The 13,866-nt window shown below is 71.9% G+C and carries 12 protein-coding genes; 3 read left to right on the top strand and 9 right to left on the bottom strand.

Annotated features, from left to right (window positions below):
* Positions 1–175: 175 nt before the first annotated feature.
* Positions 176–493 carry a ferredoxin gene (gene fdxA, locus WBG99_RS11585; protein WP_005480604.1) on the bottom strand — a complete coding sequence of 106 codons (318 nt, stop codon included), beginning with the start codon at positions 491–493 and terminating at the stop codon, positions 176–178.
* Between the two features lie 140 nt (positions 494–633).
* On the opposite strand from fdxA, the gene WBG99_RS11590 reads away from it, so the two are divergent.
* Both WBG99_RS11590 and WBG99_RS11595 read left to right on the top strand, forming a co-directional pair.
* Positions 634–1,701, top strand: coding sequence for a GNAT family N-acetyltransferase (locus WBG99_RS11590; protein WP_338896250.1), 1,068 nt, complete (start codon positions 634–636; stop codon positions 1,699–1,701).
* The gene (locus WBG99_RS11595; protein WP_338896251.1) at positions 1,698–2,570 is read left to right on the top strand and encodes a transglutaminase-like domain-containing protein; all 873 of its coding nucleotides are present in this window, start codon (positions 1,698–1,700) and stop codon (positions 2,568–2,570) included. The genes WBG99_RS11590 and WBG99_RS11595 overlap by 4 nt, the downstream gene beginning before the upstream one ends.
* 747 nt (positions 2,571–3,317) lie before the next feature.
* Here the strand turns inward: WBG99_RS11595 and WBG99_RS11600 are convergent.
* The 4 genes from WBG99_RS11600 to WBG99_RS11615 all read right to left on the bottom strand — a co-directional run bounded on the left by WBG99_RS11600 (position 3,318) and on the right by WBG99_RS11615 (position 7,354).
* On the bottom strand, positions 3,318–5,336 hold the full coding sequence (locus tag WBG99_RS11600; RefSeq protein WP_338896252.1) for a hypothetical protein: 2,019 nt from the start codon (positions 5,334–5,336) through the stop codon (positions 3,318–3,320).
* Between the two features lie 250 nt (positions 5,337–5,586).
* Positions 5,587–6,018: a DUF6113 family protein gene (locus WBG99_RS11605; RefSeq protein ID WP_338896253.1), complete on the bottom strand. Its 432-nt coding sequence runs from the start codon at positions 6,016–6,018 to the stop codon at positions 5,587–5,589.
* Between the two features lie 64 nt (positions 6,019–6,082).
* Positions 6,083–6,982, bottom strand: a complete 900-nt coding sequence (gene mshB, locus WBG99_RS11610; protein WP_338896254.1) for an N-acetyl-1-D-myo-inositol-2-amino-2-deoxy-alpha-D-glucopyranoside deacetylase — start codon at positions 6,980–6,982, stop codon at positions 6,083–6,085.
* Positions 6,983–7,159: 177 nt separating this feature from the next.
* Complete coding sequence (locus WBG99_RS11615; RefSeq protein ID WP_005480627.1) at positions 7,160–7,354, bottom strand: hypothetical protein; 195 nt, start codon at positions 7,352–7,354, stop codon at positions 7,160–7,162.
* 224 nt (positions 7,355–7,578) lie between these two features.
* On the opposite strand from WBG99_RS11615, the gene WBG99_RS11620 reads away from it, so the two are divergent.
* Positions 7,579–9,696, top strand: coding sequence for a prolyl oligopeptidase family serine peptidase (locus WBG99_RS11620; protein ID WP_338896255.1), 2,118 nt, complete (start codon positions 7,579–7,581; stop codon positions 9,694–9,696).
* Positions 9,697–9,872: 176 nt separating this feature from the next.
* Here WBG99_RS11620 and WBG99_RS11625 read toward each other — a convergent pair whose 3' ends face one another.
* Genes WBG99_RS11625 through WBG99_RS11640 form a run of 4 tightly spaced genes read right to left on the bottom strand, consistent with a single transcriptional unit; the run spans position 9,873 to position 13,864 of the window.
* Complete coding sequence (locus WBG99_RS11625) at positions 9,873–10,949, bottom strand: dipeptide ABC transporter ATP-binding protein (protein ID WP_338896256.1); 1,077 nt, start codon at positions 10,947–10,949, stop codon at positions 9,873–9,875.
* The gene (locus WBG99_RS11630) at positions 10,924–11,925 is read right to left on the bottom strand and encodes an ABC transporter ATP-binding protein (RefSeq protein ID WP_338896257.1); all 1,002 of its coding nucleotides are present in this window, start codon (positions 11,923–11,925) and stop codon (positions 10,924–10,926) included. The genes WBG99_RS11625 and WBG99_RS11630 overlap by 26 nt, the downstream gene beginning before the upstream one ends.
* A gap of 9 nt (positions 11,926–11,934) precedes the next feature.
* Positions 11,935–12,948: an ABC transporter permease gene (locus tag WBG99_RS11635; RefSeq protein ID WP_338896258.1), complete on the bottom strand. Its 1,014-nt coding sequence runs from the start codon at positions 12,946–12,948 to the stop codon at positions 11,935–11,937.
* A complete protein-coding gene (locus WBG99_RS11640; RefSeq protein ID WP_338896259.1) occupies positions 12,941–13,864 on the bottom strand; it encodes an ABC transporter permease in 924 nt (307 codons plus the stop codon). The genes WBG99_RS11635 and WBG99_RS11640 overlap by 8 nt, the downstream gene beginning before the upstream one ends.
* Positions 13,865–13,866: the final 2 nt, after the last annotated feature.

Consider the following 13,866-nt stretch of genomic DNA (forward strand, 5'->3'; position numbering starts at 1 on the left):
GGATCTGGCTCACTTTCTCGTACGAACGTTCCCGAGCGGTGGGACGGGCGCGTACGCACCGCTCGTACGGCGAACGCCTCGGCCCCGTACGTCGATCATGGTGATCGGACCGTACGGGGCCGAGGCGGTACGGACGCGGGCCGCAGGGGCCGTGCCCCGGCCCGCGACCTCGCTCTCAGGCCTGCGGCGGCAGTGCGGCGACGAAGGGGTGGTCACGCTCGATCAGGCCGAGCTTGCTGGCACCACCGGGCGAGCCGAGCTCGTCGAAGAACTCGACGTTCGCCTTGTAGTAGTCCTTCCACTCCTCCGGAGTGTCGTCCTCGTAGAAGATCGCCTCGACCGGGCACACCGGCTCACAGGCACCGCAGTCGACGCATTCATCCGGGTGGATGTAGAGGGACCGCTGGCCCTCGTAGATGCAGTCGACCGGGCACTCCTCGATGCACGCCTTGTCCTTGACGTCGACACAAGGCTGCGCGATGACGTAGGTCACGCTGTCGTTCCTCCTCGATAGGGCGCTGGCGGGCCTCCTCAGGCTCCGCCGCCTGGCGCGCGGGAGCGCGGCGTCGTCGATGCCCGCACCTAGTATCTCCGTTCCTGGGCATGATCCGAACAGGAGGGGTGAACTGACCTGTGGAAATCTCTGCCGGTGCGCGGCTCGAGATCCGTGTCTCCGCTGCTGACGTGGGCAAACGCGTCTCCGTGCGACGCGTCGACGACGATGCCGCCGGGAGTGGGAAATTCACCGACACGGTTGGTGTTCTCACATCATGGGACGACGGCGTGCTGCTGATCACACGTCGGGACGGGGAACGGGTGCGGGTCGCGGAGTCGTCGCTGGTCGCGGCGAAGGTCGTGCCCGCCGCCCCCGCCCGTCGGCGCGGACCCGCCGCCTCGTACGCGGAACTGGCGCGGGTCGCCGCGCGGGGCTGGCAGCCGGTCGAGCGGGAGCGGATGGGTGACTGGGAGCTGCGGGCCGCCTCCGGGTTCACCCGCAGAGCCAACTCGGTGCTGCCCCTGGGGGACCCCGGTGTGCCCCTGGATGACGCGCTGACGACTGTGGAGTGCTGGTACGCGGCCCGGGGGCTGCCCGCCTACTTGCAGCTCGCCACGGGTGCGGAGGGCACGCAGGAGCTGCTCTGCGCCGAGGTGGAGCGGCGGGGTTGGCGCCGGGAGGTCACCGCCGAGCTGTGGATCGGGGCGCTCGCGCCGGTCGCGGACCGGGAGGCGGCCGGGGTCGGGCTGTCGCGGACGGCGGACGAGGCGTGGCTCAGCCGCTACCAGCGCAAGGGGGTCAGCGAGGTCGCGCTGAAGGTACTCGGCAGCGGGTCCTCGGTGTGGTTCGCGACGGTGCCGGGCGACGGGGACGCGGCACCGGCCGCCATCGGGCGGTGCGTGGTGGACGGACGGTGGGCCGGTTTCGCGGCCGTGGAGGTCGATCCTGCCCAGCGGCGGCGGGGGCTCGCCACGACCGTGATGACCGCGCTGGCCCGGCGGGCGCTGGAGGAGGGGGCCTCCGCGGGCTGGTTGCAGGTGGAGACGGACAACGCGGGGGCGCGGGCCCTGTACGGCGGGATGGGGTTCGCGGTGCATCACTCGTATCACCACTACCGGGGGCCCCGGTGTGATGGGGACGGTGTCGCTCGCTCCGGCGGCGATTCGGGTTCCGGTTCCGGTTCCGAGCCGTCTCGATCGTCATGAGCGGGCACGACCCTGCTGTGCCCGCCCCGCATCCCCCGGAGCCGGAGCGGGCCGCCGAGGTGCGGCGGCGGTTCGGCGAGGAGGCGCGGGCCGAGCGGCCCGATCTGGCCGTGCTGTGCCTGCTGGTGGGGGCGGCGGGCGACGGGGCGCTGGACGAGGCGGGGACCGACGCCGCCGAGATCGAACTCGACCGCCTGGCCGGGCTGATGCCGTACCGGCCCGGTGGGCCCCGCGCGTGGGCGGTCGCGGCGGCCGAACTGCTCGGCGGGCGGTGCGGGTTCCATGGTTCCGCCGCGGACTATCAGCGGCTGGAGTCGTCGCTGCTGCACCAGGTGCTGGTACGGCGGCGGGGGCTGCCGATCCTGCTGTCCGTGGTGTGGATGGAGGTGGCCCGGAGAGCGGGTGCGCCCGTGCACGGCGTCGCGCTGCCGGGACACTTCGTGGTGGGTTTCGGGCCTCGTGACCAGCAGGTGCTCGTCGATCCGTTCGACGGGGGGCGGGTGCTGAGCGGGGACGATGCGGAACTGCTGGTCACCGGGGCGACGGGGGCGCCGCTGGACCCCGGGATGCTCGTTCCGGCCGATCCGCTGGACGTGGTGCTGCGGGTCCTCAACAACGTGCGGGCGTGGGCCGCGGCGCGGCCCGAGCGGTCGGATGTGGCGTTGTGGGCGCTGGAGTTGTCGTTGGCCTTGCCTTCGCATCCGGCGCGGTTGCGGTACGAGTGGGCGCAGTTGCTGGTACAGCGGGGGGATTTCGTGCGGGGGGCGGCTGAGTTGCGGGCGTATGCGGAGGTGGTGGCTGGGGTGGACGCGGGCGCGGCCGAGCGGGTGCGCAGGCAGGCGGACGCGGCTCGGGCTCTGCTGAACTGAGGCCCACCCATTCCCCTTGGGGGTTCGATCGGAGCGGCGTTGTGTGCGGGTGTCCGTGGCCAGTGCCGCGGCAGGCGACGGGTGCCCGTGAAGGAGCGGCGTCCGGTGCGTGCTCTCGGTGTGCCGACCGGAAGGCGTCATCCGCCCGAAGGGCCTGGACGTACTCGGGCTCTCGGCAGGTGCGGCGAGAGGGCGTGCCGGGCGTCGTGACGGGGCGAACCTCGCCTGCCGCGGCACTGGTCGCACCCACGCGGCGCAGCCCCGCGCCCTGAGCGGCGTGCCCCCGCGTAGGGACGGCGGCGGTCGCTCACCGGCGCCTGCCGGGTGCCGCGGCGCCCACCCGTGCCGCACCAGCGGCACGACCGCCCGCAGCTACGACAGGGCGGTGCTCCACGGCTGCCGGGCGGGCTGCGGGCCCGGCGGCGAGGCCTCCCGCAGCCACCACCGGACGGCGCCACGCCGCCTGCCGAAGGGGCTGCCGCCCCACAGCGCGATCGCCCGCGACCACCACAAGGCCGCGCCTGACCCCGCGGGGTAGGCAGCCCCTTCGGGGCATGACCGCCAGCAGTCACCACGGCACAGGCGGTAGCGCCGTCGGCGCTGCCGCCTGTGCCGATGACTTCCCGTACGGCGGGGCGGCGTCGCGGCTGCCGGGTGGGCTGCCGCCCCGGCCATGCGATCGTCCGTAACCGCCACAGGGCGACGACGCGCCCCTGACGGGCGGCTGGAGGACGGTGGGGCGGAGCGTCAGCTCGGGTTTGTTTCGATGACTGCCACGCGGTCTGTCGTGCTCTTCAGGGCCAGGCGTAGGGCGCTGTAGACGTCCTGGACGGTGACCGGGGTCTTCTCTCCGTTGCCCCGGGTGATCAGGACTCCGTCGAAGGTGCTGCCGTAGAGGTCCTTGAGGGCCTTCTCGTCGTAGGAGTCGACGAGTTTGCCGTCGACCGTCTTGACGGTCAGGAACTTCCACAGGGAGTTCTCCGGGCTCATCGGGAGCGGGACGCTGCTCGCGGGGTCCGTCTGCACGACGACGTTGGCGGACATCGCCGGCTGCGCGAACTCCTTCATGAACCGGTCGACCTCGGCCTTGTCGACCGACGGCTCCTTGGTCGTGGTGGGGAGGCTCACGGCGGTGGCGGTGCCGGTCTCGACCTGGGTGCGGTAGGCCTTCTCGACGGCGTCGGTGGACTCGTCGACGTCGATGCCCTTGCCCGCCTTACCGTAGACGGCGACGGCCTTGCCGGCCTCGTACTTGACCGTGCCGTCGCTCGCCGAGCCGGAGCTGCCCGCGACGCGCTTCAGGGCGGCCTCCAGCTTCTCCTCGTCGACGGGCATGACGGGCGCGACGACGCGCTTCTGGCCGAAGAGCGCGCCGATCACCGAGACGGGGTTGTAGTCGCTGACGGCGGCGGCGCCGACCGTGGCCTGCTTGTCGAACTGGAGTCCGGCCTGGTCGGGCTTGAGGGAGACGGTCTCACCGTCGACCGTGAGCTTCAGCGCCTCGTCCGTGCTGTCGCCGAGGGCGCGGTCGAGCTTGTTGACCGCCTCGTCGCGGGTGCCGCCGCCGATGTCGACGCCGAGGACGGTGGTGCCCTTGGGGACGTCGGAGTGGTTCAGCAGCAGACCGGCGCCGTAGACACCGCCGCCGAGGACCACCAGACCGCCGACGAGCAGGCCGAGCTTGCTGCGGCCCTTCTTCTTGGCCGGCTTCGAGGACTTCGTGTTCTTCGCCGGGCCGGACTTCTGCTGCGGCCCCGGGTCCGGCAGCTTCGGCGGGGTGTGCTGCACCGCGCCGTCCGAGCCGCCCGCGCCGAAGGGCGCCCCCTGGGTGCCGGGGGGCACGACCGGGATGCCGCTGGTCAGGGTGTGCCCGGAGGGGTTGTCGACGTGGCCGGGGCCGCCGTAGCCCGGGGTGCCCGGCTCGGGGGCGGGCCGCTGCGGGGTGAGGACCGCGGTGTCGTCGCTGAGGCCCCCACCGGGGCGGCCGTAGCCGGCGCCAGGTGCGGAGAAGTCGGCACCGTGACCGCCGAAGGGGCCGCCCTGGCCGCCCTGACCGGGCGGCGGGCCGAGCGGGCTGTCGCCGGTGACGGGGCCGCTGGTGGGGCCCGCCGGGCCGGTGTTGCCGTTCGGGCGGCCGGGACCGCCGTTGTCCGAGAAGTACGGCAGGTCGTCGCGCTCGGGCTTGGTGCCGGCCAGCGCGGCGGACACGTCGAAGGAGCCGGTGCCGCCGCCGTGGCCGGGAGCGACCGGCTGGGCCCCGGTGGCCCCGGGGAGCCCGCCGCCGTTCGCACCCCCGGGCCGGGGGCCGCCGGCCACCGGACCCGCACCGTTCGCACCGCCGGGCCGGGCGCCCGCGCCGGGGCCGCCCGGCGCGCCGGAGCCCTGGCCGCCCAGCGAGCCGGTGGGGAACCCTGCCCCGCTGCTTGCGCCGCCGCCCGCGCCCTTGGGCGGGGCCGAGCCCCTGCGGGGCGCGAACCAGTCGCTGGTGGGCTTGTCGTCGGCCGGCGCGGTCGGTTCCGGCGCGGGGGCCGGGGTGTCCGTGAACACGGGCATGGCCGTCGTGCCGGTGGTCTCCGACTCGGACCCGGCGTCGTCCGCGACGCCCTCGCCGTCGCCGACCGGCTTGCGGACGACGACCGGCGGGATGGGGCGCGAGCCGGGGATGTTGATCCGCACCCGCGTCGTCAGCGTGGTCTCGGTCCTGGGTCCGTCCGGTCGCTCGCCGGCCGCCGACCGGGCCGCCTCGGCACCGGCCTCGGTGGCCATGGGCGTGCCGTACGGCGGTGTCCCCGACGGGTACGCGGTGCTGCCGCGCCCATTGGCCCCGGAGGACGAAGTGTCAGTTTCACGACTCAAGGCAGGTTCTCCCGGTTTGCTCCGCCGCCCGTCACGACCTCAACTCAGCGGGCAGCTCGGCGGCGCGCACCACCATACTGGCCACTTCCGGCGCGTATCCCACGACCGCGTGGGAAACCCGCACGGGACCCGCACCGGCGCACTACGGCGAAGTGGTACGTCACTTCCCAAGTCGGGCGTCGGGCCTGGTCGGTTGCCGCCCCCACCCAAGGGTGGCGCACATCACAGCCACAGCCATGCCGCCGAGCAGGAAGAGATACGAGCCGACTCCCGCGCCGAACAGGAAGTCTCCCTCCGGCCGGGGGGACGTCAGCAGGATGACGGAGATCATCCAGCCGGCGGCCGGCGCAACGGCCCCCGCTCTGCCGCCCATAGCCTGCGATCCGCCCAGGAAGAGCCCGGCCGCACCGAGCAGCGCGAGCAGCAACCCGCCGGGGAACCAGGCGGCTTGGAGCAGCCCGCCGGCCGCTGCGACCACGGCTCCCAGCACGAAGAGCACCAGGTGGGCGGCGGTCCGCCCACCTGGGGGCAGTGTCAACGGCTGGGCGAGCGCGCTGCCTTGCCCGCCCGAGGTCCGGTCCGTCGGTTTCATCGCCGGCCCGCCTCCCGGCGGCCGTGCGGGCACACCACTCGTTTGTCATACACATGCGTACGCATCACAGGGCCGTTCCGTTCTGCCGTTCCTCGAAAGAATTGCCGGGGATCCCTTCGAACAAGTCGCGCTCCCGGCCCCCTCCTTCGCGTCTGCCGCGCACCAACTCGTAGTACTCGGTCGTCAGGAGGGGCTGCGCGAGTTTGTTGGAGAGGGCGAAGTACGGCTCGGCGACCTCGATCTGGGTGGCGTGCGCGCGCATCGCGGCGATCTTCGCTGCCGCGAAGTCGGTGCCGTCGATCTCGGTGGTCACGAGGTGGTCGTCGACCACTCCGGGCACATCGGTGACGGCAGCGGTCTGCCGGAAGGGGAGCCGTCCGGGCTCGGCGAGGTCGCGGCGGAGTCGGCCGAAGCCCTCCATGAGCACCCCACGCGGCACGCGGTTCCAGTAGACCTTGTCGATCTCCCAGGGCTCGCCCAGGTCGGAGCGGAAGGCCGGGTCGGGGGCCAGGTCGGCGGCGCGCATGGCGACGCGGTGCGCCTGGATGTGGTCGGGGTGGCCGTAGCCGCCGTCGGGGTCGTAGGTGACGAGGACCTGGGGGCGTACCTCGCGGATCACCCGGACCAGGTGGGCGGCTGCCTCGTCGAGGTCGGCGGACCAGAAGGCGCCGGGCCGCTCGTTCTGCTCGACGCCCATCATCCCGGAGTCGCGGTAGCGGCCGGGGCCGCCGAGGAAGCGGTGGTCGCTGACACCGAGCTCCTTCATGGCCTCGGCCAGCTCGCCCTTGCGGTACGGGCCCAGCTCGTCGTCACGGTCGGGCGCGAGACGGGCGAGGCGGGGCGGGATGACCTCGCCCTCCTCGCCGAGGGTGCAGGTCACCAGCGTCACCCGCACTCCCTGGGCCGCGTACTTGGCCATGGTCGCGCCGTTGTTGATCGACTCGTCGTCCGGGTGCGCGTGCACCAGGAGCAGTCGGCGTGCGGAGCGAGATGGGCGTCCCCCCGGCCGAAGGTCGGGGAGGGCAGATCCGTCATGGACCCACCCTACGAGGCGCCCGTGCCGTGCCTGTGCCGGGTTCGGGCCTTCACGGGAGCGTACGGGCCGCGGGGGTCTGTACGGGGACCCCGGCGGCCGGAGCCGTCAGAACTTGATGCTGCCGATCATGCCCGCGATGTTGGTCGTCAGCTCGCTGATCGTCGGCGCGATGGTCGAGGAGGCGAGGTAGAAGCCGAGCAGGATGCAGATGATCGCGTGTGGTGCCTTCAACCCCGACTTCTTGATCAGGATGAAGACGATGATCGCCAGCAGCACCACCGCCGAAATCGAGAGTGCCACGGCGGCTCACCTCCAAAAGTTCCCTGGGACCTGGGGAGCGAAGCAGTTGTCGACCGATGACGGCGGAGCCGTCGTCAACCGATGACAGGGGTGACGCAGTTGTGAATCCGTACAGCGGCCAGCAGGTTCCTACCCACTCAGCGGTAGTGATCATAACTATCCATACGCGCGCATCGATCGGCGCACGGCCGCACAAGGGGGCGCATGGCCAATATGGTCGGAGGATGACGACCCAGCCCGAGTCCTTTCCCCGTCGGCACGCCCGGACGCAGCGTTTCACCCTCGGCGCGCCGCGTGCGTTCTCCGTCGCTCCGGACGGTTCCCGAGTCGTGTTCCTGCGGTCCTCCTCCGGTACCGCCAGGGCCAACAAACTGTGGGTCCTGGACCTCCCGGACGGCGAGGAGCGGGTGGCGGCCGACCCGGGCACGCTGCTGGACGGCTCTTCCGAGGAGTTGTCGGCCGAGGAGCGGGCGCGCCGGGAGCGCAGCCGCGAGGGCGGTGCCGGGATCGTCGGCTACGCGACCGACGTGGCCGTGGAGTTGGCCTCTTTCGCCTTGTCAGGGCGGCTGTTCGTGGCCGAGCTGCGGGCCGGCACGACACGTGAACTGCGCGTCCCCGGGCCGGTGATCGACCCCCGCCCCTCCCCCGACGGCCGGTGCGTCGCATACGTCGCCCAGGGCGCGCTGCGGGTCGTCGGGGCGGAGGGCGGTGACGATCGCGCGCTCACCGAGGAGGGAGCGGAGAACGTCACGCACGGCCTGGCGGAGTTCATCGCGGCCGAGGAGATGGGCCGTTCCCGCGGTTTCTGGTGGTCGCCCGACTCGGACCGGCTGCTCGTGTCGCGCGTGGACGACACGCCGGTGCGCCGCTGGTGGATCTCGGACCCCGCGCAGCCGGAAAGGGAACCGCGGCGGGTGGCGTATCCGGCGGCCGGCACCGCCAACGCGAAGGTGCGGCTCTTCCTGACCGACCTCTCCGGGACCCGCACGGAGGTCGTGTGGGACCGGGCGCGCTACCCGTATCTGGCGCATGTGCACTGGTCAGCGGCGGGTGCCCCGTTGATCCTGGTGCAGGCGCGGGACCAGCTCAGCCAGCTGTTCCTGGCAGTGGACCCGGGCACCGGGACGACCCGGATGGTGCACGCCGACGAAGATCCACATTGGCTTGATCTTTTCCCTGGGGTGCCCGCGTGGAGTCCGTCCGGCCGACTCGTGCGTGTCGCGGACGAGGGCGGCGCGCGGGTGCTGGCGGTCGGTGAGCGCCCGCTGACGGGACCGCAGTTGCACGTCCGTTCGGTCCTCGACGTGGCCGACGACGACGTGCTGGTCTCGGCGTCGGCCGGTGCGGCGGCCGTGGACCCGGAGGTCGGCGAGATCCATGTCTACCGCGTGAACGAACTGGGTGTGGAGCGCGTCTCGCAGGAGCCCGGCGTGCACTCGGCGGCGCGCTCGGGGGGCGTCACCGTGCTCGTCTCGGCCACCCCGGGGACAGCGGGTGCCCAGGTGCAGGTACTACGGGACGGCAAGCGTGTGGCGACCGTGACGTCCCGCGCGGAAGATCCCGGTATGTCCCCATGCGTGCGGTTCACGCAGGGGGGCGCACGCCGCGTACCGTGCGCCCTGCTTATGCCGAGGGACTACGACGGGGTCACACCCCTGCCGGTCCTCATGGACCCCTACGGCGGTCCGCACGGCCCCCGGGTGCTCGCCGCCCACAACGCGCACCTCACCTCGCAGTGGTTCGCCGACCAGGGTTTCGCGGTGGTCGTCGCCGACGGGCGCGGCACCCCCGGCCGCTCCCCCGCCTGGGAGAAGGAGATCGACGGCGACTTCACGCTCTCGCTCGACGACCAGGTCGACGCGCTGCACGACCTCGCGGAGTCCCATCCGCTGGACCTGTCCCGGGTGGCGATCCGCGGCTGGTCGTACGGCGGGTATCTGGCGGCCCTCGCGGTGCTGCGCCGCCCGGACGTCTTCCACGCCGGCATCGCGGGCGCCCCGGTCACCGACTGGCGGCTGTACGACACGCACTACACCGAGCGGTACCTGGGCGACCCGACGACGGCCCCTGCGGCATACGCGAAGAGCTCACTGATCACGGACGAGGGACTGTCCGCGCCCGCCGAGCCGCACCGCCCGCTGATGATCGTGCACGGCACCGCCGACGACAACGTCGTCTTCGCCCACGCCCTGCGCCTGTCCTCCGCCCTCCTCGCGGCCGGCCGCCCGCACGAGGTGCTGCCGCTCTCCGGAGTCACCCACATCACCCCGCAGGAACAGGTCGCGGAGAACCTGCTGCTGCTCCAGGTGGACTTCCTGAAGCGCTCACTGGGGCCGGTGTAGGCCCGCGGCGGGTACAGCAACGGGCCGGGGCTACATGGCGAGCCCCGGCCCGTTTACGGCACCCGCACGGCCGTACGCGTTGTAGATTCGCGCGTCCGTATATCGGAACGACGTCAGCCAAGTTGCCTGCGCGTTAACGCGGTTGATGTGCGTTTGTACGGCTGTGCGACGCCACCTCACGGATCGTCCACGGGTTCGCCGGACGGCCCCACCGACGGCACCACCTGCTTCTCCTCCGCGAAATGGCAGGCCGAGTCATGGGCCGCCGGGCCGGTCACGAGCCGGAACTCCGCGGGGACCGCGAGGAGCGGCACCTCCAGGGCGCACCGTTCCCGGGCCTTCCAGCAGCGGGTGCGGAAGCGGCAGCCGGAGGGGACGCTCGTCGGGGACGGCACATCGCCGAAGAGGATGATCCGCTCCCGGTGCTCACGGGCCCCGGGGTCCGGGACGGGCACGGCGGAGAGCAGCGCCTGGGTGTAGGGGTGCGTCGGGTGGTCGTAGATCTCGGCGTCCCGGCCGATCTCCACCATCCGCCCGAGGTACATCACCCCGACCCGGTCGGAGATGTGCCGCACGATCGACAGGTCGTGCGCGATGAAGACGTACGACAGTCCGAACTCGCCCTGGAGCCGGTCGAGGAGGTTGACGACCTGGGCCTGGACGGAGACGTCGAGGGCGGAGACGGGTTCGTCGGCGACGATGATCTCGGGGCGGAGGGCCAACCCCCGGGCGATGCCGATGCGTTGACGCTGGCCGCCGGAGAACTGGTGCGGGTAGCGGTTGATGTACTCGGGGTTGAGCCCGACCACGTCGAGGAGTTCCCGCACCCGGCGTCGGCGGTCGCCCCTGGGCGCGACCTCGGGGTGGATGTCGTACGGCTCCCCGACGATGTCGCCCACGGTCATGCGGGGATTGAGGGAGGTGTACGGGTCCTGGAAGACCATCTGGATGTTGCGGCGGACCGCCTTCAACGCGCGTCCCGACAGCTTGGTGATGTCCTCGCCCTTGTAGCGGATCGAGCCGGCGGTCGGCCGTTCCAGGTGGACCAGCATCCTGGCCACGGTGGACTTGCCGCAGCCGGACTCGCCGACGATGCCGAGCGTCTCGCCCTGGCCGAGGGTGAAGTCGACGCCGTCGACGGCCTTGACGGCGCCGGTCTGTTTCCTGAAGAGGATGCCCTCGGTGAGCGGGTAGTGCTTGACCAGGCCGCGGACCTCCAGGATCGGCTCAGTCGCCGTAGCCGTCGTGACCATCGAGGCACTCCCTCCAGTAGTGGCAGGCGCTCGCCCGTGGGCCGCCGGCCGGGGTCACCGCGTGCGGGGGCGGTACGTCGGTCCGGCAGACGTCCCGGGCCATCGGGCAGCGGGGGTGGAAGGCGCAGCCGGGCGGGATGTCCATGAGGTTGGGCGGCAGGCCCTTGATCGCGTACAGCTCCCGGCCCTTCTGGTCCAGGCGCGGGACGGAGTCGAGCAGGCCGCGCGTGTACGGGTGGGCGGGGGCCTTGTAGATGTCGTGCACGGGGGCGGACTCGACGATGCGGCCCGCGTACATCACGGCGATGCGGTCGGCGACGTCGGCGACCACGCCGAGGTCGTGGGTGATGAGGATGAGCCCCATGTCCAGCTCGCGCCGGAGTTCCGCGAGGAGGTCCATGACCTGGGCCTGGACGGTGACGTCCAGCGCGGTCGTCGGCTCGTCGGCGATGATCAGCGCGGGTTCCAGGGCCAGCGCCATGGCGATCATGATGCGTTGGCGCATCCCGCCCGAGAACTGGTGCGGATAGTCCCCCGCGCGCTCCTTGGCGGCGGGGATGCGGACCCGGTCCATCAGCCCGACGGCCTGGGCGCGGGCGTCCTTCTTGGACATGCCCCGGTGGACGACGAACATCTCGCCGAGCTGGTCGCCCACGCTCAGCACGGGGTTCAGGGACGACAGCGCGTCCTGGAAGATCATCGCCATCTCGGCGCCCCGGAGCTTCCGGCGGTCCTCCTCCTTCAGCTTCAGCAGGTCCTGCCCCTTGAACAGGATCTCGCCGCCGGTGATCCGCCCGGGCGGCATGTCGAGGATCCCCATGATCGCCTGCGCGGTGACCGACTTGCCGGAGCCGGACTCGCCGAGCACGGCCAGGGTCTGCCCCTCGTCCACGCCGTAACCGACACCGTTCACAGCCTTGGCGGCCCCGTCCCGGGTGCTGAACTCCACCCGCAGATCCCGCACCTCGAGCAACATGGCGACGCCTCACCTCAACTTCGGATCGAGGGCGTCGCGCACCGCGTCGCCGAGCATGATGAACGCCAGAACCGTGACCGCGAGGGCGCCGGAGGGCCAGAGGAGGGCGTGGGGGGCGTTGCGGATGTAGGGGGAGGCGGCGGAGATGTCGATGCCCCAGGAGACGCTGGGGGGTTTGAGGCCGACGCCGAGGTAGGACAGGGTCGCCTCCAGGGCGATGTACGTGCCGAGCGCGATGGTGGCCACGACGATGACCGGGGCGACCGCGTTCGGGGTGATGTGGCGGAGCAGCATGCGGGAGTTGGAGGCGCCGAGGGCTCGGGCGGCCTGGACGTAGTCGTTCTGCCGGGCGGTGATGACCGAGCCGCGGGCGATGCGGGAGATCTGCGGCCAGCCCAGCAGCACCATGAACCCGATGACCGGCCAGACCGTGTTGCTGGTGACCACGGACAGCAGCACCAGCCCGCCGAGCACCACCGGGATGGCGAAGAAGACGTCGGTGATCCGGGACAGGATCGCGTCCCAGAACCCGCCGAAGAACCCGGCGAGCCCGCCGAGCACCGACCCGAGGAGCGCGACCCCGAGCGTGGCGCAGACGCCGACGGCGATCGAGATCCGCGCCCCGTAGACGGTACGGGTGTACACGTCGCAGCCCTGCCCGTCGTACCCGAAGGGGTGGCCCGGCTCGGAGCCCTGCTGGGCCTTGGCCAGGTCGCACTCGAGCGGGTTGCCGGAGGCGATCAGCGACGGCCAGAGGGAGATGACGGCCAGGAAGAGGATCACCAGCCCCGAGATGATGAAGACGGGGTTGCGGCGCAGGTCGCGCCAGGCGTCCGACCAGAGGCTGCGGGCCCGGTCGGACGGGCCGTCGTCGTCCGGCAGGGCCGGGCCCTTCTCCAGGATCTCCCCCTCGGTGGTGGCCAGGCCCATCGCGCCGCCCGTCCCCGTCGCGGCGGTCTCCCCGTCCTCGGCGGTGCGTACGCCGCCCGAGACGTGCGGCTGAGGAGGCTGCGGCTCAGGCATAGCGGATCCTTGGGTCCAGTACGGCGTAGAGGAGGTCGACGAGCAGGTTGGCGACCAGGAACACCAGGACGAGCACGGTCACGAAGCCGACGACGGTCTGGGTGTTCTGGCGGAGGATGCCCTGGTAGAGCTGGAAGCCGACGCCGTGGATGTTGAAGATCCGCTCGGTGACGATGGCGCCGCCCATCAGGGCCCCGATGTCGGTGCCGATGAAGGTGACGACGGGGATCAGGGAGTTCCGCAGCAGGTGTTTGCGGATCACGCGGTGCCGGGGCAGGCCCTTGGCGACGGCGGTGCGGACGTAGTCGGCGCGGGCGTTCTCCGCGATGGACGTACGGGTCAGCCGGGTCACGTAGGCGAGGGAGACGGAGGCGAGGACGAGCCCGGGGACGATCAGTTCGCCGAAGGGGGCGTCGGAGGAGACGGAAGGCCGGATCCAGCCCCACTCCACGCCGAGCAGCAGCTGGAGCAGCAGACCGGTGACGAAGGTGGGGACCGAGATGACGACCAGGGTGACCAGCAGCACCCCGCTGTCGACGGGCCGGCCGCGGCGCAGGCCGGTGACGACACCCAGGATGATGCCGATGACGATCTCGAAGAAGATCGCGACGATCGTCAGCCGGATGGTGACCGGGAAGGCGGAACCCATCAGCTCGGTGACCTCCTGCCCGTTGAACGCGGTGCCGAAGTCGCCGGTGAAGACGTTGCCCATGTAGGTCGGGTATTGGTGCCAGACGGGCTTGTCGAGGCCGAACTCGTGGCGCAGCCGGGCGGCCGTCGCCGGATCGCACTCCCGGTCGCCGCAGAGGCCCGCGACGGGGTCGCCCATCACGTTCACCATCAGGAAGATCAGGAGTGTGGCGCCCACGAAGACCGGGATCATCTGCAGCAGGCGCCGGACGACGTACCGTCCCATGA

Origin of the sequence: Streptomyces sp. TG1A-60 (genome assembly GCF_037201975.1) — a bacterium.
GTDB lineage: Bacteria > Actinomycetota > Actinomycetes > Streptomycetales > Streptomycetaceae > Streptomyces.

Excerpts from the sequence above, each read along its gene's own strand:
- WBG99_RS11605 (WP_338896253.1), bottom strand. The coding sequence starts at position 6,018 with ATGAAACCGACGGACCGGACCTCGGGCGGGCAAGGCAGCGCGCTCGCC.
- WBG99_RS11620 (WP_338896255.1), top strand. The coding sequence starts at position 7,579 with ATGACGACCCAGCCCGAGTCCTTTCCCCGTCGGCACGCCCGGACGCAG.
- WBG99_RS11595 (WP_338896251.1), top strand. The coding sequence starts at position 1,698 with ATGAGCGGGCACGACCCTGCTGTGCCCGCCCCGCATCCCCCGGAGCCG.
- WBG99_RS11640 (WP_338896259.1), bottom strand. The coding sequence starts at position 13,864 with ATGGGACGGTACGTCGTCCGGCGCCTGCTGCAGATGATCCCGGTCTTC.
- WBG99_RS11600 (WP_338896252.1), bottom strand. The coding sequence starts at position 5,336 with ATGGCCACCGAGGCCGGTGCCGAGGCGGCCCGGTCGGCGGCCGGCGAG.
- WBG99_RS11635 (WP_338896258.1), bottom strand. The coding sequence starts at position 12,948 with ATGCCTGAGCCGCAGCCTCCTCAGCCGCACGTCTCGGGCGGCGTACGC.
- WBG99_RS11630 (WP_338896257.1), bottom strand. The coding sequence starts at position 11,925 with ATGTTGCTCGAGGTGCGGGATCTGCGGGTGGAGTTCAGCACCCGGGAC.
- WBG99_RS11625 (WP_338896256.1), bottom strand. The coding sequence starts at position 10,949 with ATGGTCACGACGGCTACGGCGACTGAGCCGATCCTGGAGGTCCGCGGC.